Genomic DNA, 25,773 nt, shown 5'->3' on the forward strand with positions numbered 1-25,773 from the left:
TGCATGCTATGAATTTACCTCATACTTTTACCAATAAAGAAACAACTTCTGATGCATTGTTTACGTATGAATTTAAAAAGACAGATAACCTGTTAGATTATTCTCACCGTTTAGGGTCGGGTAACAATAGTAACAGGTGTTCATTGTTTTATTGGCAATGGAAACAGGCTAACAATTCAATCAAATAGATATGAAAAAAATAATTCTAATGATGCTGATCACTGTATTTATACAATGTCAACCTCAAAAAATAAACAAAAGCATCGTACCAACAGTAGATAATAAATTTGAAATAATCAATACCGAAGAGGCAAAACGTATTATTATTAATGATAACAAAACGACAACATTTGTTTCTGCTAAAATCGGTTCTAGTTATACGGAATATCACAAGAATAGCTATTTTATGATAATTAAAAATTACTATCCTTCCAGAAATATTAAAAATAAAGGAATAGCTTTCAATGAAGGTTCTCCAATTGGTATCTGGTATTATTTTGATGAATCAGGCAAACTTACTAAGGAAGAAAATACAGATGAAGGATATAGTTTTACTCCTGAAAAGGTAATAATTTATTGCGAAAAGAATAAAATTGAGCTTCCGAAAGGGTATCATGATTCCGGGTTTTATACACGGGTTAGAAAAGATGTTCTCAATGGTAAAAAAGTTTGGGTAATAGAATACCTTATCCAGGATGGAGATATTCAAAAAGTTGTTTTAGATGGTCAATCAGGTACAGAACTGGAGAAAAAAGTGGTTCCGTTTGTAAGCAGTTAATAAATCTCTGAAAAGGTTAATCTTTTTTCTATTTTGGACGGAAAGAGATCCAGAAAAGTAATTTACTACAATATGTCACCATCAGAACTACGATTAAAAACAAAAAACACCGTTGTTACTTCTCTAATTGAAGAATTAACTATCTTTATATCGTTTAGAATAAATTAATTAATTTTAGCTTCACAAAAAGAACAAATTTTTATGTCTTGGCAATAGGGGTGAAAATTATAGATTAAAACCATCAAATCTACACAATAAACAGAACGCAAATATATTAATATAAGAAAATTATAAATGGGAGTACTAGTAACCAACGAAACAGTAAAGCAACTATTTCACATTGCTCAGTCGATAGCGAAGGAAAATTATAATGGAACTTATGGTGGCCCGCACATTCTGCAGGCTTTAATGCATAAAGATATCGGGCTTAATGAATTCCTGAAAAGTATAGATAAAGATCCGGGCTATTTCTACGAATGGGCAGATGTCCGTATTGAAGAATATCCAAAAACCAATCACCTTCCCGATGAGGTAGGGCAGGATGACGCCATTGATACCCTTATTGAAGAAGCTGATGATATCCGTTTAAAATTAGGATTGGATGAGATTACTCCCATCTGTATTCTTACCGCAATTGTAAAACCACAGGTGGTATTCTCATTGCAGCAGTTAAAATCACTTCCGTTGAGAGAACATGAGATCTTTAACCTGTATAGAAAAGATACTCCGTTTACCGTTGCAGAAGACGGAAATTTCTCATCATTATTTTCAAATGGTGCAGCAGATTATTCAGACTCTTCCTTTCCTTCCATTAAAAGCTATTGCGTAGACAGAACAGCGCAGGCGAGAAAAGGAGAAATCGAAAATATTATCGGCAGGGACAAAGAACTGAGAATGCTGGTGGAAATCCTTTGCCGAAGAAGCAAACCGAATGTGATCATCATCGGAGAGCCGGGAGTAGGAAAAACAGCTTTGGTAGAAGGCTTTGCTACAGAAATTATTAAAGGAAATGTTCCTGAAATGCTTAAAAACGGTACCCTTTTAGAACTGGACACCGGAGCATTATTAGCCGGAACTTCTTATAAAGGGGAAATTGAAGACCGTCTGAAAAAAGTAATCAATGAATGTAAGAAAATTGAAAAAGCCATTCTTTTCATTGATGAAATTCATACCCTTTTAGATCCTAAAGGAAGCATCGGAAACGTTGCCAACCTCCTGAAACCTGAGCTTGCCAGAGGCGAAATTACTGTAATCGGAGCTACCACTCAGGAAGAATATAGAAAAATTATAGAACCTGAACAGGCTTTCAACCGTCGTTTTGAAGTGTTAACCGTTCTTGAACCGGATGAGAAAACCTGCGTCAAAATGATAGATGTACTCCTTGAAGGATACAAAAAACACCACGGTATTGAAGTAGAAAAAACAGCCCTTCCGGAATGTGTACGTCTGGCAAAACGATATGCAAAAGGTAAAAAATTACCGGATGCCGCTATTGATTTATTAGACAGAACAATGGCTGCTATCAAAATGCTGGATGAATTATCAGAAAAAGAACTGGATAGCTGGAAAGAAAGCTACGATGCTATTTTAACGGAAGAATATGCAGACAGCAAAGATAAAGCGGATGAACTGATCTGGACTTACAACCTGTTGAGAGATAAAATAAGCCCGATTTTGTGGGGATCACTCAGCGAGCAGCCGTCCATCGACAACTCTATGCCGGTAGATCAGATTCAGAAAATCATTGAAGATAGTTATGCTGAGCTTTTACAACATGCCGCGAAGAAAAGAGAAAAAGTAGACCGACTGGAACTGGCAGCCGTAATGGCCGCCAAAACCAATATTCCCATCGGGAAAATCCAGGCTCAGGAAAAAGAAAAACTACTGAATATGGAATCTCTTCTATTGAACAGAGTCGTAGGACAGGACCATGCATTAAAAATCCTTTCCGATGCTATTGTGGAAAACCGAAGCGGATTAAATAAACCCGGGCAACCCATCGGATCTTTCTTCCTTCTGGGACCTACAGGAACCGGTAAAACAGAGCTGGCAAAATCAATGGCAGAACTACTTTTCAATGATGAAAAAGCAATGGTACGCTTTGATATGTCAGAATTTAAAGAAGAACATTCCGCAGCTTTGCTATACGGAGCGCCTCCGGGATACGTAGGATATGAAGAAGGAGGAATGCTGGTAAATAAAATCAGACAACAGCCTTATACCGTTGTGTTATTTGACGAGATTGAAAAGGCCCATCATTCAGTTTTTGACGTATTCCTTCAGATTATGGATGAAGGGAAAGTTCATGATAAATTAGGTAAAGAAGGAGATTTCAGCAATGCACTCATCCTGTTTACCTCCAATATCGGAAGTGAAGAAATTGTAAAACAGTTTGAAGAAGGAAAAATTCCGGAATCATCTTCACTCATGCAGATCATGTCAAACTCCGGACGATTCAGACCTGAGTTCCTGGCAAGAATTACAGAGATCATTCCTTTTGCACCAATCACTGAATCCATTGCAGAAAGAATCTTTAACATTCAGCTGAAATCACTTCATACGTCATTAACAAGATTGGGAATCGCTTTAAAAATTACCGATGAAGCTGTGAAAAACCTTGCATTGGGAGGGTTCAGCAGCAAGTACGGAGCAAGACAGATCTCCGGAGTAATCCGTGCTCAGCTTGCCAGACCGATCTCTAAAATGATTGTGAGAGAAGAAGTGAAATCCGGCCAGACGATTCATGTAGATTGGAATAAAGACGAAGAAAAACTAAGCTGGAAAGTAGATTAAATATAAAGTAAAAAGGCAAATTTGCTGGCACTTTTGCCTTTTAGCTTATAAATAAAATTAAAATGAAAACAATTGTCAGAAATATCTTTACAGGTTTTCTATTATTAGGATCCGTTATCATGATCAACGGACAGTTTCTTGCTGCTTCCGATACCTCGGAAAGCAGTGTGAAAAAGTATAAAGGTATCATTAATGCCAATAAAGATCTTGTAGAATTTATTGAACAATTACTCCTTCAGAAAGGTCTTCCAAAACATTTGAGAAACCTTGCCCTGATTGAATCCCATTTTGACAGAAATATTACTTCTGGAGCCGGAGCAGTGGGAATCTGGCAGTTTATGACTGCACATGCCAACCAGTATGGACTTACAGAACAGGGACGTACAGATATTTATAAAAGTACCAAAACCGCTACCATTTCCTTAAGCAATCTTTATAAAAAGTACAATAATTGGGTGACCGTGGTTGCAGCCTATAACTGTGGTGAAGGAAATATTGCCAAAGCAATGGAAGCTGCTGGTTCTACCCAATACCATGTGTTTTATAAATACCTTCCGGGAGAAACTATTAATCACGTGAAGAAATATCTTAATGCATGCTATGCAACTGGAGAACTTCAGAGTGTATTGAATAACTATAATTCTGCAAGACTCAACAAGATTTTCTTTGAGGGAGACCGTAAAGAAACTGCTGCAGCGCTTTCAGAAACAGAGATCAATGCCGGATTCAATCTGAACGTAGTTGCTGCTGAATTGAACGTAGAAGTAGACAAAATACTTGCCTGGAATCCCGGAATTGTGGAAGAACTTCAGAAAAAAGGGGAGAGCCCATTTTACCTTCCTGTGGATCTGATGCCCGATTTTCTCCTGAGAAAAAACAAAATATTGGTTCGTTCCATAAAAGAAGGAGGAAAAACCCAACAGTAAAATAATATCCAATAAATAACAAAAAAGCAACCCATAAAACCGGTTGCTTTTTTATTGAATCACCTGTTAAAGATATGCCAATTTTTTATTAATAAAATCTTAATATTTCTCACTGATGTGGAAAATTATTGTTTTTGTGACTATTTTTTTATCAATTAAAATCCTCTATTGATGGGCTTTGAGGTTCTATTCTTAAATCCATTGTCGTAGAATTACTACAAGAAATCGTAGAATTACTACAAATTTTCAGATTTCCATTCAAAAGCTTTTTTTAGCGGAAAAGAGCTTCTATATTTGCTAACACAATCACCGAATCACAAAATATTAACGATCAAAATTTACAATCATGGCCGAAAGAAATTCAAGAGGAATCTTAAAATTCAACAACGGAGAAGGACAGAAGCTGTTAAAAATGAACTACAGCGTATCAAGATCTACAGACGTTTCAGGACGTGTAGCATCAGATCCTTCTAATGCATTGATCAAGGTTACAGTAGAAGCTACTGAAAAATCAGACATCCTTGAAAGCTTACTAAACGGTAAATACAAGCCGACAGTAGGAGAGATTACTTTCAACAAATCTCACGAGGAAGGAACTCTGATTACTTTAAAATGGGAAAACGGATACGTAATCCAGCACGAAGTAGACTTCGATGCCATCGACAGCAACAGTATGCTGATCAGCTTCGTAATCAGCGCTGAAACCATCGACTACGGTACTTCTCAGTACGCAGGACTATGGCCTTCAGCAGGCAAATAAGCCTATTCATCATCTTAGTAAAAATAAAATTGGTACAGAACAGCCCTTGTAAAAGTTTGCTGTTCTGTTTTGTGCTTTACAATAAGTTTCAGATAAATAATCACTTATAGAAACCACTATCTGGAATTTACAAAACCTGTAATGATAACTACAGGGTCAGTTCAACATTTATTAACTTAAAAACACGCAACACTATGTTTCAAGATGATAAAATTAGAGTGAAGAATTCTCAGCATTCTGTCAGCCAGGATGCCGAGATCAAAAAAATTGCACAGGAAAATGCAGTTACGAATACGGAGGAAAAGGTAAACAAAGCAGGGGATACAATAAAAAAAACAGCAGAAACCGCACAGCATTTGAACTCGGCACAGGAAACAGGCAAGTTTCTGAATCAAACACTGGTTTCCAATGATCCTTCTGTTGTTGAAACAAAAGTGTGGGCCAAGCAGCCTACTTCAAAAATACATAATGCAGAAGCGATCTCTCAGAGTTATATAGCGGGAATAAACCGTGTTATCAAGCTTGATGTAATCATAGAAGGAGAGATTATTAATCATTTCAAGCATTTTAAGCTTGTGCAGAGTGCTACCAGACACCATGAGTTCAGTCTGATGCTGGCACATGATACTTTGGGTAAACCCGAAAACCATAATCTGGAAGAAGCTCAGAAATTTTTAGGAAAAAGAATCACAGTTGTTTTCAAATATAAAGATATTGAGAAAGGAGCCGAACGTAATTTTGTAGGAGTTGTTACAGAAGTGGGATTCAGCCAGGAAAAAGGAAGCCTTGGAAATATTATGATCAAAGGCTACAGCCCAACTGTACTTCTGGATGCTGCACCTCATATTCAGAGCTTTGGAGGGAACCAGCCTGTAAGTCTGAACAGTATTGCTGATCAGGTAATTAAAGAAGGGCTTGGACAGCATAAATTTGATTTCAGAGTAGATGCCCGGCATGGAAATATATCGTACAGCTCACAATATGAAGAAACCCATTATAATTATCTCGCCAGAATGGCAGAAGCTTATGGAGAGCAGTTTTATTATGATGGAGAGGTTCTGCACTTTGGAAAACTGCCCCCTCAGGAGAAACCCGTGAGGCTTACCTATGGAAGCAGTGTAAGTGATATTGCCATCAAAATGAAGACCCAGCATGTAAGTCCTACTTTTTATGGCTACAACAGCAGTAAAAATGAGAAGCTTACAGCAGGCAGTTCGAAAATTAACCATACTTCAGATATTGCAAGACGTGCTTATGAAATATCAGAAAAAACTTTTACCACCCCTTCTTTAAGAGTTGCGCCTATTAAAGCTTCTTCCTTTATGGATATTAATGCTTCCCAGAAAGGAACCGCAGGAAGCAAAGCTTCAGAAGTTTTCGTTACCTCAGGAACTACAACAGTTCCTTTCTTATACCCGGGATGTACCGCGGATATCGAAATGCGTAAATCTGAGAGTAATGAAACCGCTTATTTTACAAAACTGATGATTACTGAAGTGACTCACGAAGTAGATGCCAGAGGTTATTATGATGGCCAATTTGAAGCGATTGCAGCAGATACAGGATTTATTCCACGTCCCGAATTTCATATGCCAAAAGCAGAAGCCCAGTTTGGAAAAGTAATTTCAAATACAGATCCCTTGAATCAGGGAAGAGTACGGGTGCAGTTCGATTGGCAAAGCGGACCTGATACTACTGAATTTGTCCGCGTAATGACCCCGGATGCAGGAAGTAGCGATAAAGTAAATAAGAACAGAGGATTTATGGCTGTTCCGGAAGTAGGAGACCAGGTTATTGTCAATTTTGTACATCAGCATCCGGATCGTCCGTTTGTAATGGGAGGCATGTTCCATGGTGGAATCGGTGGCGGCGGCGGAGCTGGTAACAATATAAAAAGCCTGAGCAGCAGAAGTGGAAATAAATTAGAATTAAATGATGGTGAAGGCTCTGTATTTCTGACGGATCAAGGGGGAGCTAATATGAAGTTTGACGGAGCAGGAAATGCCCAGACTAACGCCAATAACAATAAAACGGTAAACGTAGGAAATAATAATACCATAAATGCCGGCAGTACAAATTCCATTAATGTTGGAGGAAAAGAAGGTGAGGCAGCCAATTCAGTGCTGACAATGGATGCATCCGGAAATATTGCTCTGGAAGGAAAAACAAAAATTGAATTAAGAGTTGGTGACAACAGTATTACAATTACCAAAGAAGGGATAACTATATCTGCAAAAGAAGGAATGCTGGATTTGAATTCATTAAAAAATGCATTATTGGTAACACAGGATAACCTGAGTATTCACAGTAAAGCAGTAACTTCAATGAATGCTACAGGAGATATATTTATTACCGGAAGTAATGTTGATATTAACTGATGTCGTAAATGTATTCTAAAACGTATTAAAACATGGCTTTGGAACCAAATAAAGTTGAAAAAAATGACCAACTGTCAGGATTTAAATATGCCTGGTATAAAAAAGAAGAATATCATATCAATATCAAATCCTATCTTACATTAGGAACAGGGAAAGCCAACGAGACTGAAATAGAAGAAGACTGGGTTGTAATGCCTGGAGAATATAATCATATTACTATACATTCTTCTACCCAGCGGTATATTAAGGCAGACGGACAGATGCAGCCATTTTATGAAATTCTTGAAAAAATTAATAAAGCGACGGAGGTAGTTGAATTATCTTTAAATACCGATAAAAGTATTCATGAAGTAACCAATAAAAGTGAAATTGTAAGCAGGTGGGAAGAGATAAAAAAGGATCTGCATTTTTTTGAGCTGGTAAAAGAAAGTTATAAGGCATTTATTCAGATCTATGATAAAGAGTTTAACAATATAGATCGTAATATCAGACAAAACTTTTTGTACCAGATCATGTTTTATCCTTTACCAGCATTCAGCGGGGGAAGTTTTACAGATGAAATTCCTGTAAGAACGGCATTGTCAACGCTTTTCCCGGGAGAAGAGCTTGAATATAGTTCCTCGTATAAAATTTTAAAAAATAAAGAAGGAGGCTTCATTGTGAAACTGGATGGAAAAAGCAAAGGAAATCAGTCTCGCTTTGAAGGTATTTATAAAGATAAATATCAGAGAACGCTCGGAAATGCTCTGGAATATAAATATGCCATTGAAGGAGAGTATATTTATAACGAAGATTCTGTACTATCAGAGGTCATATTCCATGTGAAAGAAGAACTGAATGAAAAGATGATCTATGTTTGCAGATACCATATAAGGTTAAATAAAAAATAACAATTAATACGATCACTATGAGTCAATTATATATCGCACAGGATACTCCGCTTACTTGTAGTAAAGGCAGAAGACTTATAGGAATTGGAGTAAGTTCCCAGTCTTCCGTAAAGTTAAAAAAAGGAGCTAAGCTGATGGCTACGGAAAAGGACCGTTTTAAAGACAATTTTATCTGTCCTGAAATGATGATGGCAGGAGCTTTAGCAGGTGTAGCAGTAGCGGCAGCTTTCTCCGGTGGGCTTTTTGTTTTAGCAGCGGCAGCCTGGGCGGGAAGTGCCCTCATAGATGACTGCCTCAATATCTGTTCATTTTTATGCAAGGGAAGCGACTGGCAAAATACCCATCCTAAAGTAAAAATTGAAAATAAAAAACCTTTGTTGCAAAATTCCAGTTTACACTGTTTTATAGGGGGTAAAATTACCTTTCATTTACCTGTAGCCCAGCTGCAGGAAGCCTCTATTGCCAGTAGAATGGCCCAGGATTCTTACGAGGATAATAATGGTGAAAATACCAGTATCGACGGGTATACGCGAATCAATACAGATGATCAGGCTGAGCTGGACAAGCTGTTCGGTCCGGGAGTATTAACCAGCAAAGATTTCAATACCAACAAAGATAACGGTTTCTTTTCCTCTTTATATTATAATAAAGAAACAGGAGATTATTTTGTAGCATTCAGAGGTTCTGAACCTAAAGGAATGCAGTTTTATCATGACTGGTTCATTGAAGATGGAGGACAGGCTCTTGGTTTTGCAACTCCTCAGATAGAGAAAACGAGAATGCTTGCTGAAAAAATGGATAATGCGACCGGAGGAAAAGTGAAATTTACAGGACATTCATTAGGAGGAGGAAACAGTGCCATGGCTTCCTATTACACAGGGCTTCCCGGATATACCTTCAATGCAAGAGGAGTACATGGAAATACACTCGATTATCTCGATAAAAAAGGAGCCGTAAAATCAACTTCCGGAATTATCAATTACAGTACAAGTAATGATATTCTTAACGGGCTGCAGAATAACAGGGAAGGTCTGCTCTCTACATTGGCTTTTTCCAGAATTCCGGGGCTTAATAAAATTGCAATTTTTGGCGGCCTTACAGGAGGAGTTCCGAGAGCGCTGGGAGAACAGAATGAAATCTTCGGGTACATTGAGGATAATGAAGGGCTTGGCATAAAAACCATTGGAAGCGGACATAGCGCATATAATGATGCGTTTCAGGCGATGCTGGCCACTATAAATACTGATGTTGTAGCTAATAATATATAATATGAAACCAATTATTTTAATAATATTCTCTATCATGACACTTTTTTCCTGTTCAGATTTTAACCTTAGATCGCGTAAAAACGAAAATAGAAATCAATATCCTCCTTCAAGAATGTTTACAGGAGACGGTTTATCAGCTGCCCAAAAAATGTTTGATGGAGATCTTAAAGGCATGGAAGAACTTATTAAGGAAAAAAATATTGATATCAATAAATTACAGGAAAATACCGGTTATACCTTATTGATGTATGCTTCTATTATTGAAGATTTGAAAGCCATGGAAAAGCTTTTAGAACTGGGAGCTGATCCTAATATTATCGTTCCTCATGAAGGTTTTGAGTCTCCCTTGAATCATGCCGTAGCTCTTAATAATTACGAAATGCTGCAATTGCTTTTCAAATATAAAGCCAGTCCTAACCCGGCTTTAGGGAATTCCCCGTTATCTGATGCAATGACCCTGGGGGGTGATGAAAGCACCGAAAATAAAATGATTGATTACTTACTTCAGAATGGAGCTGACATCAATAATGTTTCTTATAACGGAAGCAATATTATGGAAAGTGCTGCCAGGGATGATCTGGATATGGCTGAATACTTTCTGTCCAAAGGAGGATTACCTAAAATAAAAGGAACAGATCTTTGCCCAATGGCAGATTATATTCAGTATAAAGAAAAGCAGAAAAGTGACCGTAATCTGCCAGACTCTCCTTACTATCAAAAGTTATTCGGAATTAAAAAACAGCTGGTTGATCAATATAATGTAGCGTTTCCGTATAAGAAAGACACCGTAGAAGAAGCTAAACTTAGAATAAAACAGTATGAATCATTAAGCTCCAAAGATAAACTATCCGTGAATTTCAAAAAAAATTACGGAGAAAATCTTTATCAGGAAGATTTAAACAGAGTTAAAGGAAAATGACAGTGTGTATCATATGATTATTCCGGACGGTTTTTTGTCTTTAACGTGTGAGATATTTTAATCTTAAAGTTTTTCTGTTTTTTACGTAACGTATTTATAACTAGTGTATTAATTTAATATTTAAATCCATTATAGTAGAATTACGACAAGAAATCGTAGAATTACTACACTTTTTCATATTTGTAGTCAAAATTTTTTTTTAGCGGTAAAGAGCTTCTATATTTGCTAACACAATCACTGAATAACAAAAATATTAACGATTAAAATTTACAATCATGGCCGAAAGAAATTCAAGAGGAATCTTAAAATTCAACAACGGAGAAGGACAGAAGCTGTTAAAAATGAACTACAGCGTATCAAGATCTACTGACGTTTCAGGACGTGTAGCATCAGATCCTTCCAACGCATTAATCAAGGTTACAGTAGAAGCTACTGAAAAATCAGACATCCTTGAAAGTTTACTAAACGGTAAATACAAGCCGACAGTAGGAGAGATTACTTTCAACAAATCTCACGAAGAAGGAACATTAATCACTTTGAAATGGGAAAACGGATACGTAATCCAGCACGAAGTAGACTTCGACGCCATCGACAGCAACAGTATGCTGATCAGCTTCGTAATTAGCGCTGAAACCATCGACTACGGTACTTCTCAGTACGCAGGACTATGGCCTTCAGCCGGCAAATAAGCCTATTCATCATCTTAGTAAAAATAAAAAACAGAACAGCGTGCAAGGAACGCTGTTCTGTTTTTTTATTTTAAAAGAACTAGATTTTTATGCTAATATTAAATACAATATATCTCTTTTTAGTGTAATAACATGCGCTCTGTTTCTATTTGTAATTTATTTGTTATAAGGTATTTATATGTAATTTTTAAATCTGTTGTCGTAGAATTACGACAATAAATCGTAGAACTACGACATCAAATCGTACAATTACGACACTTTTTCAGATTTCCTTTCAATTGCTTTTTTTTCAAAACCAGGGGTTTTATCTTTGTTATATAATTATTGAATTACAATTTATTACTAACGATTAAAATTTACAATCATGGCAGAAAGAAACTCAAGAGGAATCTTAAAATTCAACAACGGAGAAGGACAAAAGCTGTTAAAAATGAACTACAGCGTATCAAGATCTACAGACGTTTCAGGACGTGTAGCATCAGATCCTTCCAATGCATTAATCAAGGTTACAGTAGAAGCTACTGAAAAGTCAGACATCCTTGAAAGCTTACTAAACGGTAAATACAAACCGACTGTAGGAGAAATTACTTTCAACAAATCTCACGAAGAAGGAACATTAATCACTTTGAAATGGGAGAACGGATACGTAATCCAGCACGAAGTAGATTTCGACGCAGTAGACAGCAACAGTATGCTGATCAGCTTCGTAGTAAGTGCTGAAACTATTGACTACGGTACTTCTCAGTACGCAGGACTATGGCCTTCTTCAGGTAAATAATCCCATAAACTTAAATAAAAAAAGAAACAGTATGCCTTTTTTGGTGTACTGTTTTGTTTTGTATAAAGATAACCAAAAGCAACAAATAAGGAGAACATAAAAATAAGATGAAATAAAACAATTTCTCCAACCCTTATTGCTAATAAGCATTCTCCCTATCCCGCAACCCCGAACCTCGCATCCCGAAACCCTTCCCCAAACTATCAACTTTTACTCCTATTTTCTTATATTTGTTCATTATTCAAAATATGGACGCAACACAAGATAAAAGGCTGTTTCTCATCGATGCTTATGCGATGATTTTCAGAGGATATTACGCATTAATCAGGAATCCGAGACTCACCAGCAAAGGGCTGGACACTTCCGCCATCTTTGGTTTTACCAATTCTTTGATTGAATTGATCAGAAGAGAAAAACCTACCCACCTGGCAGTTGTTTTTGATGTAGGACAGGCCAGTGTAAGAACTGATGACTATTCGGATTATAAAGCCAACAGAAGCGAAACTCCTGAAGCCATCAAAATTGCGGTTCCATACATTCACAAAATTCTGGAGGCAATGCATATCCCGATTCTTGGAGTAGAAGGATATGAAGCCGATGATGTTATTGGAACTATTGCGTGCAAAGCAGAAAAAGAAGGATACACCACCTTCATGGTGACACCGGATAAAGATTTTGCACAGCTGGTTACCGATAAAATTAAAATTTATAAGCCAGGTCTAAAAGGGGGCGATATCGAAATTCTCGGCGTAGAAGAAGTAAAGGCAAAATACGAGATTGAAGATCCTAAGCAGGTGATTGATTTCCTTGCTATGATGGGAGATGCCGTAGATAATATTCCTGGGCTTGAAGGAGTAGGAGAGAAAACTGCTATGAAATTTCTGAAAGAATTCGGAAGCATCGAAAATTTGTTAGCCAATACGGATAAACTGAAAGGAAAACTGAAAGAAAAAGTAGAAGCTTCCGCAGAACGTGGTATCATGTCTAAAAAATTAGCGACTATCATCTGTGATGCTCCTGTAGAATTCCATCAGAAACAATATGACCTGGAAACTCCGGATTTTGAGAAAGTAAAAGAGGTTTTTGATGAAATAGAATTCAGAAGGTTATACGAAAACCTTTACAGGGCTTTTGCTCCTGCGGCTGTAGAAACAGTGGTTGTAAGCGAAGTAGAAGTAAAGCAGACTCCGGCCGGAACAGAAGTAAAAGGGCAGGTGATGCAGCTCGACCTTTTTGCCAACTTTGAAGAACTGGACCAGGCAACTTCTACAAAGTCTACGATTGAGAATAATGATCACCTTTATCAGTTTATCAATAATCCGAAAGCACAGAAAAAGCTGGTCGACAACCTTCTGCAGCAGAAAGTAGTTTGTTTTGATACGGAAACTACTTCATTAAACGAACTGGAAGCAGAACTGGTAGGAATGAGCTTCTCTTATAAAAAAGGACTGGCCTACTATATTCCACTTTCTGAAAACAGAGAAGAAGTGTTGCAGACCCTGGAGATTTTCAGACCGTTTTTCGAAAAAGAAGACCTGCTGAAAGTAGCGCACAACCTTAAATTTGATTACAAAGTTTTAAAACAATACGACATCACTGTGAAAGGCGCCATGTTTGATACTATGATCGCCCACTATCTCCTGAATCCGGATGGTAGACACGGGATGGATTACCTTTCAGAAGTATATCTGAACTATAAACCGGTATCCATTGAAACCATCATCGGAAAAAAAGGAAAAAAACAAGGAAATTTCAGAGATGCAGATCTGAGAACACAGACAGACTACGCGGCGGAAGATGCAGACATCACTTTCCAATTGTATGAACTTTTCGCACCACAGCTGAAAAAAGAAAACCTGGAGGAGCTTTTCTTTACTATTGAAATGCCTCTGATGGAAGTACTGGCAAAAATGGAACTTTCGGGGATTTCTCTGGATGAAAAATGGCTGGCGCAGGAAAGTATTGATCTTGAAAATGATCTGAAACAGCTGGAAACAAAGATTTTTGAACTTTCAGAAGAAGAATTCAATATGAATTCCCCTAAACAGTTGGGAGAAATTCTTTTTGAAAAATTACAGCTGGATCCCAAAGCCAAAAAAACAAAGACAGGACAATATGCAACCTCAGAAGATGTTCTTCAAAAATTGAGTTCAAAACATGAGATCATCAAGCATATCCTGGAATACAGAACCTATCAGAAATTAAAATCAACCTATGTAGACGCTTTACCTTCACAGATTGAGAAAAAAGATAACAGAGTACATACCAACTTTTCACAGACTACAGCTGCTACAGGCCGTTTGGCGAGTGTAAACCCAAACCTGCAGAATATTCCGATCCGAACGGTAAGAGGACAACAGATCCGTGGAGCATTTGTTTCCGGAGAAGGCAAGAAGATTATTTCTGCCGATTATTCACAGATTGAACTTCGTTTGATTGCAGAAATTTCAGGAGAGGATAATATGATCAAAGCTTTCCAGGATGGAGAAGATATCCACGCTTCTACCGCGGCCAAACTCTTTAAAATTCCTTTGACTGAGGTTTCAAAAACTCAGAGAAGTCAGGCTAAAACCGTAAACTTTGGAATTATCTATGGACAAGGAGCTTTTGCGTTGGCAGAACAAACCGGATTATCCCGTACAGAAGCTAAACAAATGATTGAAGCTTACTTCGAAACCTATCCGAAATTGAAGGAATACATGGCAGAGCAGGTGAGTAAAGCACGCCAGGTGGGATATGTTGAAACTATTTTAGGAAGAAAACGTCATCTGAAAGATATCAATTCCAATAATTTCGTGGTAAGAGGTCATGCGGAAAGAAATGCCGTGAATGCCCCTGTTCAGGGAAGTGCGGCAGATGTTGTAAAGCTTGCCATGATTAAAATAGACAGAGAACTTGAAGAACAGCAGCTTAAAACAAAAATGCTGCTTCAGGTACATGACGAATTGGTGTTCGAGTCTCCGATAGACGAGATTGATGCCGCTTCAAAACTGATCAAAACGGAAATGGAAAGTGCCTTAAAAACACAGGTTCCGCTATTGGTAGAAATTGGAGTAGGAGATAACTGGTTAGAAGCCCATTAATAAATACGATTTATCCTTAACGATAAAAAAACTTCCGTCTTTGGGCGGAAGTTTTATTTTTATTAGAATTAGGTTATTGTTTTATATATACCCTTGATTTCAATAAGCTGTTTTTTAGTAATGATAACCACTTTTGAAAGCTTCAAGTTTTATTTGCATATCCTGTTTTATCTTCTCATTAATCGTTATCCATTGATGAGGATTATCAAGTTTGAAATCTTTGTATATACCTAGTAATTCTTCAAAATTAGTTTTAAAAAGATTTAATTTCTCAAAGACTCCGTTTTCAAAAAGGTCAGTATATTCATCAAAACGGTAAAGAAGAAATTGCTCTTCATCGGTAAGCTGTTCTTCGTAAGAAATATGAGTGGCGGTTTGAAACATATTTTTTAAAACTACTTTATTCTCATCTAGCAGATGATATAAAATTCCCAATACAGCTCTGGATGTGATTTCCGAATCTGAATCAAGAGTATTTTTGTTTAAGACCTGTATGATATCTTGTGTATTTGCACTAGTGGAAAGCTCAATGAATGCATATTCAGATTCATTCTCAGATGCCAATATGGAATCAGCCCAGCTAATGACCTTCTCTTTTCTGATCACACCATAATCTAAAAGGATTACAAAAACCCTCAGCAGATTCCTGTAATCCTTTATTGAAGCTCTTTTCATTTGACGGCTAAATATCGTACTCTATTTCTCCCACATAATGCAGTGAAAAATCATCATTTTCTACAGAAACAGGATTAGGAATAACAAATCTTGTTGCAAAAATGATAGCATTTACAGGCGTATCCAGACTGAGTTCATTCAATTTTTTCTCTAAGATTGGAATCCATTGGTCTGCATAAGAATATTCAGCAAACTTGTCATAAAGACTAAGGCTTTCATCCTCAAAACCATATTCTATAAAATCATCATCAAACCACTTGATGTTCTGTGATTCTGCAAACTTGGAAACATACTGATCATCAGTTTCTTCCTCTATATAGTAGTTTTCATCCTCTTCTACGAAGCTATAAAAGTCTTCTTCATTCTTGAAGTATCCTAACCAGAAGTGTGAAATTTCTTTATCCATAATTGTATATAAGTATTTTACTTTTTGATTTTTTTAATAAGTGACATTTTTCCTCGTCGATAAATATCCCTTTTGTACAAGAAATTCCTGCAATTAAAATGTAATATTACAAAAGTTTTTTGTGAAATAATTTTTTTAATGCACAGAACAAAATCCGGGGGGCAAAAGTACTTCTTTAATTGTATTTTATTGTAAATTTATTCCTGGTTTAAATTTAAAACTATGGATTTTCTTCAGGACCACTATATTGTTAAAAATGAATTGCTGCTCATCCTTATTTCTGTTATTCTGGGATTGTTCATTGGTGCTGAAAGAGAATACCGTAATAAGTCGGCTGGTCTCAGAACATTTATCCTGGTGTGTTTTGGAGCCTGTCTGTTTACCATACTTTCCATAAAAATAGGCGTTGCCAATCCGGATCGTCTTGCCGCCAACATCATTACGGGAATCGGATTTCTGGGAGCAGGAGTGATTTTTAAGGGAGATAATAAAATTGAAGGAATTACCACAGCCACCACTATCTGGGCCACAGCTTCCATAGGAATGGCAGTTGGTTCCGGCTATGTTTATATTGCTCTTCTGGGAACAGCGTTGGTTTTGATTGTTTTGAGTGCTTTAACCTATCTCCAGAATTTTATTGATAATTATAATAAAGTAAGGGAATATAAAATTGCTTTGACTGGTGCAGCAGATATAAAATATTGTGAGATTCTTTTCAAAGAACATCATTTAAAGTATCAGATGCTCAAACAGCAATATTCACCGGAAAGCTTAACGGTTATCTGGAGGCTGACAGGTAAAAACAACCATCATGAAGAAATTATCAGTCGATTGATAAATGACCCTAAGATTACAGCTTATCAGTTTTAGACAATATAAAAGCAAAAAAATAAAGGCCGGAGCCTTTATTTTTATTTTTTCTTGAAGACATACAGATCCTTATTCGGACCATCGATCTCTTTTCCTTCCATATCAAGCTGGATCAGCATATTCTCACCTACTTTATATTTGTAGTTGGCAGATTTCCCTTTTAAAGTAATTATGCTTCCTGTAGCATCCCAGGTAAAAGATCCTTTATCCTGGTTCTTTGAATTTCTGTCAAGATATTCTTCACTAATGCTGAATGTTTTATCATCATTCAATGTCAAAGAAGTCTTTATTCCCGGGCAGTCTGCACAAGGAACCGTTGTTTCATAAGTACCTGCCCAGTCCAGAGCATTTTCAGAAGTATCACCAGCAGCTGTAGGAGTTGCTTTAGTAATGCTGTCTGTAGCAGCAGGTTGTACAGCCGTTGCAGAATCTGTAGTTGCTGTTGTTTCAGTGGTTTCTTTTTTAGAACATGACGCAAGGAATAAAACAGACGCCATTCCGAACACAAGCATTTTGCTTTTCATCATAATAATTAATTTAAGGATGTTTTTAATAATAAAGTTACTTCTGGTGAACAAAAACTGAGCCATAGGGAAACGGGTTGAAGGTTTCAAGTTGTGGTTGGTATATTTTATTTTTAACCCTAAAAGGCACAAAAGTTTAAACAATTAAATTTTTAGAGGTAAGCTTTATGCGTAATAAGTACCCCTAAGTTTTGTGAAAATAAATCTTTGCCTATTGAGCGAAGTCGAATTGTTCATCTTATATGAACTTTTCTCCAGAATTATTCTAAAATTACTTAAGTGGACTAAAGTGCTTCAAAATGAAAACTTTTGTGACTTTTGTGGTTTTTAAAGTTTAAACAACTTTTCTACGTATTTTATAAAGCCTGTTCCTATTTTTCTTTGTAAATTGGGGCAAAATTTTGATTATGACAAAAAAGATACTTTTATCTGTATTTCTTTTGCCAGCTGCAATGGCATTTGCACAACAATATGGAGGAATGTGGATTCCTACAGAGCTGAATGAAAAGGAAATGAAGGATTTAGGAATGAAGATTTCTGCAAAAGATATTTTCAATCCTCAGAAACCAAGCATTAAAGATGCAGTAGTACAGTTTAATGGCGGATGTACTGCAGAAATTATTTCGCCTAAAGGACTGCTTTTAACGAACCATCACTGTGGTTTTGGGCAGATTCAGGCACACTCTACCGTTCAGAATGATCTTCTTTCAAACGGATTCTGGGCAAAAAATACAGATGGTGAACTTCCTAATCCGGGAGTAAAAGTAGATTTTATTGTCGATATAAAAGAAGTTACTGATCCGATATTAGAAGGTACAGACAACCTTACAGAACCTGAGCTTACTAAAAAGATCAACAACAATATTGAGGTGTATAAAAACTCTCAGAAAATTGAATCTTACCAGTCGATTATGGTAAAACCAATGTATTATGGAAACAAATACTACGCTTATACCATCGAAACGTATAAAGATATCCGTCTTGTAGGGGCTCCGCCTCAAAGCATCGGGAAATTCGGAAGCGATACGGACAACTGGGTTTGGCCTAGACATACCGGAGATTTCTCTATGTTCAGAATTTATGCAGACAAGAACAACAAGCCTGCAGAATATTCTAAAGACAATGTACCTTACGTTCCTAAACACTATTTACCGGTTTCTATCAAAGATAAAAACGAGAACGATTTTACTTTTGTTTTCGGATTCCCGGGAAGAACTACAGAATACCTTCCTGCAATCGCTGTAGAGAAGATCATGAAAGATATTGATCCTGCAAGAATTGCGGTACGTGATGTAGCTTTAAAAACTTTGGACGAAAAAATGCGTGTTGATAATGAAACCCGTATCAAATATGCTTCAAAATATGCTTCCGTAGCCAACTATTGGAAAAAATGGATCGGCGAGGTAGAGGGACTGAAAAAATCCAATGCTGTAGAAAAGAAAGTAATGTATGAAGGTTCTTTGATAGCCAAAAACCCTGAAATCAAAACTACTTTGGATCAGTTGAATAAACTGTACAATGATCAGGCTCCCTATGCATTAAACAACGCTTACTATACAGAAGTAGTGAAAAATGCAGAAACTTTGAAGCTTGCTGGTGATTATTATGACTTTGTAGCTTCTGTAGAAGCAGGAAGAATGGATGAGAAGGAACTTTCAAAGTTAAAAACAAAATTAACTTCTTTCTATAAGGATTACAGTGCTGAGCTTGATGCAAAAGTAACAGCAAAACTATTGGCTTTATACGTAAATAAAACTGCACCACAGTTTTTACCGGCAGGATTCAACAAATATAAAGACGAGAACGCTAATATTCCTGTCGTAGAAGATATGTCCAAAAACTCTGTTATCACAGGAAGAACTGCTGTAAACGGAGGAACTTTAACTGCCGATATCGATAAAGCATTTTCTAACCAGGATAAACTGATCAGAACTTTAAAGAAAGATCCTATTTATCAATTGTATGTCTCCATGAAGGAAACGTATATGAAAACTGCTGATCCGCAATATACTTCAATGCAGGCAAAAATTGATGCTTTGCAGAAAAAATTCATGGCGCAGCAGATGCAGACGGATAAAGACAGAAAATTCTTCCCGGATGCCAACTCAACGCTTCGTGTAACCTATGGAAAAGTAAAAGGTTCCAGTCCTAGAGATGCCGTTTCTTACGGATACCAGACTCACCTTGCAGGAGTAATGGAAAAGTACGTTCCAGGAGATTATGAATTTGATGTTCCAAAGAAACTGATTGATCTTTACAACAAAAAAGATTTCGGAATCTATAAAGATAAAACGGGTGATGTTCCTGTAGGGTTCACTGCAACCAACCATACAACCGGAGGAAATTCGGGAAGCCCGGCTTTGGATGCCAACGGAAACCTTGTTGGACTAAACTTCGACAGACAGTGGGAAGGAACAATGAGTGATATCAATTATGACCCGCGTTTCAGCAGAAACATCATGGTAGATACAAAATATATCCTTTTCATCATTGATAAGTTCGCAGATTCAAAGTGGATTGTTGATGAAATGAAGATCATAAAATAATTTTAAAAGTTATACCTTTAAGAATCTATTTGAATTTAATTTTGAATAGATTCTTTTTTATTTACAATAGGATGAAAGAAAGGATCATCAATGTTTTGGCAGCTTTTGAATCTGGAAATATCGGAAAATCATTTCCGCTGGACTATTGTCTGCCGCTTTATCACAGTGTTTCAGATAAAGAACTTCCTCATTTAAAACATGTGATCCGTTATAAGACCACTCAACAGTTTGAAGACGATCTGGATTATATGGCCAGGAATTTTCAGTTTGTGAATTGGCAGGAGTTTAAAGAATATACGTCCGGGAATTTCAAACCTCAGAAAAAAATTGCTTTACTTACTTTTGATGACGGCTTCAGAGAATTCTATGATGTTGTGGCTCCCATTCTGGAACGAAAAGGAATTTATGCCTGTAATTTTATCAATCCCGCTTTCATAGACAATAAAGATATGATGTTCAGATGCAAGGCAAGTCTGCTTGCCGATGCTGTTGAAAAAATGAAAACCATAGATCCTGAAATTTATTTTATCCTGTCGCTGAAAAATACAGAGCGGTGCGTTTTACAAAAGAAAATTTTATCCATAAATTATCAGGAAAAAGATATTCTGGACAGGCTTGCAGAAAAACTTGAAATAGATTTTAAGACTTATTCAAAGGAATTTAAACCTTATTTAACAACAGAAGAATTAAAAGAACTTACCCGTAAAGGTTTCGGAATTTCTTCGCACAGCTGGGATCACCCGAAATATGGAGATTTATCTTTGAAACAGCAGATGGAAACAACAGATAAAACTTTTGCTTATTTAAAAGAAAATGCTTTCCTCTATGAAAGTTTTGCCTTTCCATTCACAGATTTTGAAGTAAAGAAGGATTTTTTTGAAGAACTTTATAAAAATGAGGAAATCTACTGCAGCTTTGGCTGTGCTGGTATAAAACTGGACAGTGTAAAGAGAAATTACCAAAGAATTCCAATGGAAATGGGAGAGAGCGGAGTACAGACTTTAAAAAAGGAAATAGCGTACTTCAGACTGAAAAAAGTTATCAATAAAAATACGATTATTAGAGAATGATAACGCTGAAAACATTCAACAGAAAAGAACTGGAAGATTTTACATCCTCCGGAGATTTTCAGCAATATGATTTTCTTCCGATTACCAGACACCGCGCGCTGTCTCATATTAAAAATCCAAAAGCATCAGACCAGGATACACTTCTTATTCTAGCTTTTTATGAAGAGAAATTGATAGGTTATGTAGGATGTTTTCCGGATAATTTTAACATTGATGGAAAAGAAATCCGTTACGCATGGCTGAGCACTTTATATGTAAACCCGGAATACAGAAAAAAAAGACCGGCAAAAGCATTACTGAAAAGAGTTTTTGAAGAGTACGAGGGTAGAATTGCCATTACAGAATTTACCAAAGAAGCAGAAGCACTCTACAATATTATGGGTGTTTTTGACTATGTCTTTCCTAAAGAAGGAAAACGCTATTACTTCAGAACCGATGCCGCCAAAATGATTCCTGAAAAGAAACCGGGAACACAACCGTTGAAACCTCTTTTTCAAATTCTGGATGCTGCCGCCAATGGATTGATCTCAATAAAGAATCTTACAGTGTCAAAACCGGATTTCAAATACGAAATTCTTGATCAGATCGACAAAGAAAGTGCTGATTTTATGAATGGATTTTCAGGGAAACGTGTTGCAGATGAAATTAATACTTTTATCAATCATCCCTGGGTTTTGGAAGGTAATAAAGATGAAAAATACCTGTTCTCAAGTTTTGCGGATCGTTTTAAATATTTCTGGATCAAAATTTTTGATCAAAATAACAAGCTTACATCCTGTTTTCTGTTGCAGCTTCGTGATGGCTACCTTAAAATCCCTTACCTTTTTGCAGATAGTAATGTAGATGAGGTTGTCCGGTTTTTACAGTATTTCATCGTGACCCATAAAGTAAAAGGTTTTACTTCTTATCAAACCGCATTAAACAGGGAAATTCAACAGTCAAAAGTATTTTCCCCTATCTACGAACGCGATTTCAAACGGGAATATCTGTTTCACAAAAACCTGCTGGAATTACTTCCCGATCATTTTGACCCAAACTATCAGGATGGAGACGGAGATTGTATGATGACGTAATGGTGGAATTATAAATGATAAATGATGAATAATGAATGATGAGCTACACATGATCAATGATCAATTATCAATTATCATTGATCACTTATCAATTATCATTGATCACTGATAAAAAAACAAACCGCACGATAGCATTATCGTGCGGTTTGTTTTTTAATGTCCGAATAGATCTTTCAGACTTACTTCTTTAAATGTTCCCATTTTGTTGACAGCTTCCATATCAAGGTTCTCCTTTTTACCGATAATGGCTGTGTTAAAATGTATTGATTGAACTTCTGTCTGATAAAAATGTTTGATATCTTCAAAATTCAGACTTTGGATCTGTTTATAGATATCCTTTCTGAAATCATGATAGATATTCAGTTTCTGTAATCTTAAAGTATTGAAGAATATATTATTTCGGGTTACCCTTGTTGAGGCAATCTGTTTCATTGCAGCGTTTCTGGCGTTTTCAAACTGAATAGGGACTTCAGGAAGTTCGTTCATCAGTTCATTCAACGTATCTACAGCGATCATCAGCTTGTCAGGTTGAGTTCCTATATAAGTTGTTACATAATCAGGATGGTTCAGCTCAGAGTTCGCAGCATAAGAAACATAAGCAGAGTAAGCAAGACTCTTACTTTCACGCATCTCCTGGAAAACAATAGAAGATAATCCTCTTCCGAAATATTCATTGAACACATTGATCTTTCCGAAATGAAGCGGGTTCACCTCGTTTCCTTTACCAATCTTGCTCATTTCCATCTGAACCATATCGTAGTTGATGAAATACACGTTTCCTCCTGTTGCCGGTTCCGGATATTGCTTGGCTTCCGGTATCTGAAGGCTTTGAGGTTCTATGTACGCACCGATGTATTCTTTAAAGTTTTCAAAATTTTTACCATAGAAAAATACCTGATAAGGATATTGGAACAGTGCTTTCATCCTGTCTGTGAACACTTCAGGTTTGCTGTTTTCAAGTTCCTCCTTAGAAATAACATCCGTAAAACGGGAGTTACTGCCCAGTTTCGTGTAATTGTTCAGTGCCGTTATAATTCGGTTTTTATCTTTCTTCATGGCCTGGCGGTTTTCCAGTACTGTTCCGACAAACTGATTATAGATTTCCTGATCAGGCAGCACATCGCGCATCCAATGTTGTAAAAGGGTAATTCCTTTTTCTATATTTTCTTCCAGTCCGCTGAGCGAGATGATCAGCTGATTGTTTGTTGTCTTAAAATCATTGCTGACTCCGATTTTGAAAAATTCCTTTTTTAAATCCTCCGGCGAAAGGGTATCAGTTCCCAGATACTGCAGAAGCTGAGTTGAAATCCCTAGATCCCTGTCATGATCACTTCCAAAAGGAAAAATAAAATGCAGCTGAGCGATATCGTTGTATTTATTCTTTACAAAACTTAATTTCTTTCCGTTAAGCTGATCCGTGATAATTTCTTTCTGATAATCGATAAATTCAGGTTTAATATCCTCCGTTTTATCCGCCAGAATCTCTTTCAAAAATTCAGACTGACTATCACGGTTGATCTTAACAGGAGTGATCCCCGGGTTTTCAACCCTGATCAATTTATCATTGACTCCTTTTTCTTTATTGACCACCACATAATTTTCTTTGAAAAAATCATTGGCAAAATTTACGACATCCTCTTTAGTGAAAGCAGCGTATTCATCCATTTCGTTCAGTTCCTCCTCCCAGGTTCTTCCTTTGATGTAAGAATCGTAAAGATTGGTGGCAAGGCCTTCGGCAGTTTCAAGACCTTTCATTCTCTGAAGTTTGAAATCATTGATGATCGCCGGCAGCATCCAGTCTGGAAAATCTCCTTTCTTGATCAGCTCAATCTCATCCAGTACCATATTCCTGGCTTCCTCCAGAGTTTGTGTTTCCTTAGGAACAGCAACAATAGAAAAATATCCATATTGTCTTAGCCCTACAGAAAAGGCCTGAGCCCAAAGCATTTTCTGAGTCTGATTGATATGCAGATCCAGTAATCCTGCTTCCCCTCTGTTGCTGAGAATATTTGCAATCACATCAGCCAGCATTGCTTCTCTTGTTCCATAGCTCTCTGTTCTCCATGCAAGCTGAGCGCGTGGGGTAGTAGGACTTTTTACCGTTCTTGTTACAATTTCTGTGATAGGCTTTTCAATAACAGGTGTCTTTTTAGGAAGCTCCTTATAAGGTAGAGTCCCGAAATATTGATCGATTAACTGAATGGTCTCTTCAAAATCAAAATCCCCAACCAGTACCATTGCATAATTATTAGGAACATAATATTCATCAAAATACTTATGAATAGCCTTCATCGATGGATTCTTCAAGTGTTCCGGTTTTCCAAGTGTTGTTTGCTGCCCGTTGGGATGAGTCGGGAAAAGAGCATCCATCAGTTCGTAGTTCACAAGTCTTGTGTCATTGTCCTGCGCTCTGTTGAACTCTTCATATACCGATTCCAGCTCAGTATGAAAAAGACGAAGGACAATTTCAGAGAACCTTTCCTTCTCTATTTTCACCCATTTTTCAAGTTCGTTATTCGGAATATTATTTTTGTAAACCGTTTCATCAAACCAGGTATGGGCATTCGTTCCACTCGCTCCCAGAGAAGATATTGCTTTGTCATACTCATTGGCAATGGCATATTGGCTGGCTTCCTGAGAAACTTCATCAATCTTTTTATAGATTTCTCTTTTCTTTTCAGGATCCTGTTCTGCTTTATGTTCTTCATACAAAGCTGAGATCTGATCAAGAAGCTCTTTTTCCTTTTCCCAGTTCTGAGTTCCGATGTGGGAAGTTCCTTTAAACATCATATGTTCAAGATAATGAGCCAAACCTGTATTATCAGAAGGGTCATTATTACTTCCTGTTCTTACGGGAATGAAGGTCTGTATTCTTGGAGCATCAAAATTCTGGGCAAGAAAAACCTTTAATCCATTTTTCAAAGTATAGATTCTGACGTTATTTTCGTCGTGGGTTACCGTAATATAGTTGTATTGGTTTTTATCTGTATGTACCGTTTCCTTATATTTTCTGTCTGTCATATATAAAACTCATTTCATTCCTTAGAAACCGGAATGCACTACAAATGTAAGGAATCAAAAAAAATGTAGACCTCTTTTTATCATTATTACATCTATTATTACATTTGAAAAGGTGAATCATTTAACAGAAACTGTTTCCCAATCCTGCATACACTCATATATCTATAGTACATTTATATATATGACATTACTACAATTTCATCCATCCAACTCTCAAGCCCTCATACTCTCTAACTCTCCAACTCTCACACTCTCCAACATTTTCAGGAGCTTTATCCTGCTATCCATTCATACTCCTCGCGCCCGCGCACTCCCACGCTGTCACC

Annotated in this window: 19 protein-coding genes; 15 read left to right on the forward strand and 4 right to left on the reverse strand. The window is 36.9% G+C overall.

The window, feature by feature from the left end:
* Nucleotides 1-190 precede the first annotated feature (190 nt).
* The 11 genes from DDF69_RS11010 to polA all read left to right on the forward strand — a co-directional run bounded on the left by DDF69_RS11010 (nucleotide 191) and on the right by polA (nucleotide 15,262).
* Complete coding sequence (locus DDF69_RS11010) at nucleotides 191-778, forward strand: hypothetical protein (RefSeq protein WP_228411967.1); 588 nt, start codon at nucleotides 191-193, stop codon at nucleotides 776-778.
* A gap of 294 nt (nucleotides 779-1,072) precedes the next feature.
* Complete coding sequence (locus DDF69_RS11015; RefSeq protein ID WP_114820827.1) at nucleotides 1,073-3,571, forward strand: ATP-dependent Clp protease ATP-binding subunit; 2,499 nt, start codon at nucleotides 1,073-1,075, stop codon at nucleotides 3,569-3,571.
* A 62-nt stretch (nucleotides 3,572-3,633) separates the two neighbouring features.
* On the forward strand, nucleotides 3,634-4,497 hold the full coding sequence (locus tag DDF69_RS11020; RefSeq protein ID WP_062675332.1) for a lytic transglycosylase domain-containing protein: 864 nt from the start codon (nucleotides 3,634-3,636) through the stop codon (nucleotides 4,495-4,497).
* A gap of 346 nt (nucleotides 4,498-4,843) precedes the next feature.
* A complete protein-coding gene (gene tssD / locus DDF69_RS11025) occupies nucleotides 4,844-5,257 on the forward strand; it encodes a type VI secretion system tube protein TssD (protein ID WP_062675331.1) in 414 nt (137 codons plus the stop codon).
* A 194-nt stretch (nucleotides 5,258-5,451) separates the two neighbouring features.
* Nucleotides 5,452-7,635, forward strand: coding sequence for a type VI secretion system Vgr family protein (locus tag DDF69_RS11030; RefSeq protein WP_114820828.1), 2,184 nt, complete (start codon nucleotides 5,452-5,454; stop codon nucleotides 7,633-7,635).
* Between the two features lie 32 nt (nucleotides 7,636-7,667).
* Entirely contained in the window at nucleotides 7,668-8,525 is an 858-nt protein-coding gene (locus DDF69_RS11035) for a hypothetical protein (RefSeq protein WP_114820829.1), read from the forward strand.
* Between the two features lie 17 nt (nucleotides 8,526-8,542).
* Entirely contained in the window at nucleotides 8,543-9,793 is a 1,251-nt protein-coding gene (locus DDF69_RS11040) for a PAAR-like protein (RefSeq protein WP_114820830.1), read from the forward strand.
* 1 nt (nucleotide 9,794) lies between these two features.
* Nucleotides 9,795-10,712, forward strand: a complete 918-nt coding sequence (locus tag DDF69_RS11045; RefSeq protein ID WP_228411968.1) for an ankyrin repeat domain-containing protein — start codon at nucleotides 9,795-9,797, stop codon at nucleotides 10,710-10,712.
* A gap of 275 nt (nucleotides 10,713-10,987) precedes the next feature.
* Nucleotides 10,988-11,401: a type VI secretion system tube protein TssD gene (tssD, locus tag DDF69_RS11050; protein ID WP_062675331.1), complete on the forward strand. Its 414-nt coding sequence runs from the start codon at nucleotides 10,988-10,990 to the stop codon at nucleotides 11,399-11,401.
* A gap of 364 nt (nucleotides 11,402-11,765) precedes the next feature.
* A complete protein-coding gene (gene tssD / locus DDF69_RS11055) occupies nucleotides 11,766-12,179 on the forward strand; it encodes a type VI secretion system tube protein TssD (RefSeq protein ID WP_062675327.1) in 414 nt (137 codons plus the stop codon).
* A gap of 248 nt (nucleotides 12,180-12,427) precedes the next feature.
* Entirely contained in the window at nucleotides 12,428-15,262 is a 2,835-nt protein-coding gene (polA, locus tag DDF69_RS11060) for a DNA polymerase I (protein ID WP_114820831.1), read from the forward strand.
* A gap of 114 nt (nucleotides 15,263-15,376) precedes the next feature.
* Here polA and DDF69_RS11065 read toward each other — a convergent pair whose 3' ends face one another.
* Both DDF69_RS11065 and DDF69_RS11070 read right to left on the reverse strand, forming a co-directional pair.
* Nucleotides 15,377-15,937 (reverse strand): hypothetical protein, encoded by a 561-nt coding sequence (locus tag DDF69_RS11065; protein WP_114820832.1) that lies wholly within the window; start codon nucleotides 15,935-15,937, stop codon nucleotides 15,377-15,379.
* Nucleotides 15,938-15,944: 7 nt separating this feature from the next.
* Complete coding sequence (locus DDF69_RS11070) at nucleotides 15,945-16,343, reverse strand: immunity 22 family protein (RefSeq protein ID WP_110367896.1); 399 nt, start codon at nucleotides 16,341-16,343, stop codon at nucleotides 15,945-15,947.
* Between the two features lie 222 nt (nucleotides 16,344-16,565).
* Here DDF69_RS11070 and DDF69_RS11075 point away from each other — a divergent pair, with 222 nt between their 5' ends.
* Nucleotides 16,566-17,213, forward strand: coding sequence for an MgtC/SapB family protein (locus DDF69_RS11075; RefSeq protein WP_114820833.1), 648 nt, complete (start codon nucleotides 16,566-16,568; stop codon nucleotides 17,211-17,213).
* Nucleotides 17,214-17,254: 41 nt separating this feature from the next.
* Here DDF69_RS11075 and DDF69_RS11080 read toward each other — a convergent pair whose 3' ends face one another.
* Complete coding sequence (locus DDF69_RS11080) at nucleotides 17,255-17,740, reverse strand: copper resistance protein NlpE (RefSeq protein ID WP_228411969.1); 486 nt, start codon at nucleotides 17,738-17,740, stop codon at nucleotides 17,255-17,257.
* Nucleotides 17,741-18,144: 404 nt separating this feature from the next.
* Between DDF69_RS11080 and DDF69_RS11085 the strand changes: the two genes are divergently transcribed.
* The 3 genes from DDF69_RS11085 to DDF69_RS11095 all read left to right on the forward strand — a co-directional run bounded on the left by DDF69_RS11085 (nucleotide 18,145) and on the right by DDF69_RS11095 (nucleotide 22,426).
* The gene (locus DDF69_RS11085; protein WP_114820834.1) at nucleotides 18,145-20,283 is read left to right on the forward strand and encodes a S46 family peptidase; all 2,139 of its coding nucleotides are present in this window, start codon (nucleotides 18,145-18,147) and stop codon (nucleotides 20,281-20,283) included.
* 71 nt (nucleotides 20,284-20,354) lie between these two features.
* Nucleotides 20,355-21,353: a polysaccharide deacetylase family protein gene (locus tag DDF69_RS11090; RefSeq protein ID WP_114820835.1), complete on the forward strand. Its 999-nt coding sequence runs from the start codon at nucleotides 20,355-20,357 to the stop codon at nucleotides 21,351-21,353.
* Complete coding sequence (locus tag DDF69_RS11095; protein ID WP_114820836.1) at nucleotides 21,350-22,426, forward strand: GNAT family N-acetyltransferase; 1,077 nt, start codon at nucleotides 21,350-21,352, stop codon at nucleotides 22,424-22,426. Before DDF69_RS11090 ends, DDF69_RS11095 begins: the two co-directional genes overlap by 4 nt.
* A 153-nt stretch (nucleotides 22,427-22,579) precedes the next feature.
* On the opposite strand, the gene DDF69_RS11100 is transcribed toward DDF69_RS11095, so the two are convergent.
* Nucleotides 22,580-25,447 (reverse strand): M16 family metallopeptidase, encoded by a 2,868-nt coding sequence (locus DDF69_RS11100; protein ID WP_114820837.1) that lies wholly within the window; start codon nucleotides 25,445-25,447, stop codon nucleotides 22,580-22,582.
* Nucleotides 25,448-25,773: the final 326 nt, after the last annotated feature.

The sequence above is a fragment of the Chryseobacterium sp. KLBC 52 genome (assembly GCF_003347605.1).
Classification (GTDB): domain Bacteria; phylum Bacteroidota; class Bacteroidia; order Flavobacteriales; family Weeksellaceae; genus Chryseobacterium.

Excerpts from the sequence above, each read along its gene's own strand:
- DDF69_RS11010 (WP_228411967.1), top strand. The coding sequence starts at position 191 with ATGAAAAAAATAATTCTAATGATGCTGATCACTGTATTTATACAATGT.
- DDF69_RS11015 (WP_114820827.1), top strand. The coding sequence starts at position 1,073 with ATGGGAGTACTAGTAACCAACGAAACAGTAAAGCAACTATTTCACATT.
- DDF69_RS11020 (WP_062675332.1), top strand. The coding sequence starts at position 3,634 with ATGAAAACAATTGTCAGAAATATCTTTACAGGTTTTCTATTATTAGGA.
- tssD (WP_062675331.1), top strand. The coding sequence starts at position 4,844 with ATGGCCGAAAGAAATTCAAGAGGAATCTTAAAATTCAACAACGGAGAA.
- DDF69_RS11030 (WP_114820828.1), top strand. The coding sequence starts at position 5,452 with ATGTTTCAAGATGATAAAATTAGAGTGAAGAATTCTCAGCATTCTGTC.
- DDF69_RS11035 (WP_114820829.1), top strand. The coding sequence starts at position 7,668 with ATGGCTTTGGAACCAAATAAAGTTGAAAAAAATGACCAACTGTCAGGA.
- DDF69_RS11040 (WP_114820830.1), top strand. The coding sequence starts at position 8,543 with ATGAGTCAATTATATATCGCACAGGATACTCCGCTTACTTGTAGTAAA.
- DDF69_RS11045 (WP_228411968.1), top strand. The coding sequence starts at position 9,795 with ATGAAACCAATTATTTTAATAATATTCTCTATCATGACACTTTTTTCC.
- tssD (WP_062675331.1), top strand. The coding sequence starts at position 10,988 with ATGGCCGAAAGAAATTCAAGAGGAATCTTAAAATTCAACAACGGAGAA.
- tssD (WP_062675327.1), top strand. The coding sequence starts at position 11,766 with ATGGCAGAAAGAAACTCAAGAGGAATCTTAAAATTCAACAACGGAGAA.
- polA (WP_114820831.1), top strand. The coding sequence starts at position 12,428 with ATGGACGCAACACAAGATAAAAGGCTGTTTCTCATCGATGCTTATGCG.
- DDF69_RS11065 (WP_114820832.1), bottom strand. The coding sequence starts at position 15,937 with ATGAAAAGAGCTTCAATAAAGGATTACAGGAATCTGCTGAGGGTTTTT.
- DDF69_RS11070 (WP_110367896.1), bottom strand. The coding sequence starts at position 16,343 with ATGGATAAAGAAATTTCACACTTCTGGTTAGGATACTTCAAGAATGAA.
- DDF69_RS11075 (WP_114820833.1), top strand. The coding sequence starts at position 16,566 with ATGGATTTTCTTCAGGACCACTATATTGTTAAAAATGAATTGCTGCTC.
- DDF69_RS11080 (WP_228411969.1), bottom strand. The coding sequence starts at position 17,740 with ATGATGAAAAGCAAAATGCTTGTGTTCGGAATGGCGTCTGTTTTATTC.
- DDF69_RS11085 (WP_114820834.1), top strand. The coding sequence starts at position 18,145 with ATGACAAAAAAGATACTTTTATCTGTATTTCTTTTGCCAGCTGCAATG.
- DDF69_RS11090 (WP_114820835.1), top strand. The coding sequence starts at position 20,355 with ATGAAAGAAAGGATCATCAATGTTTTGGCAGCTTTTGAATCTGGAAAT.
- DDF69_RS11095 (WP_114820836.1), top strand. The coding sequence starts at position 21,350 with ATGATAACGCTGAAAACATTCAACAGAAAAGAACTGGAAGATTTTACA.
- DDF69_RS11100 (WP_114820837.1), bottom strand. The coding sequence starts at position 25,447 with ATGACAGACAGAAAATATAAGGAAACGGTACATACAGATAAAAACCAA.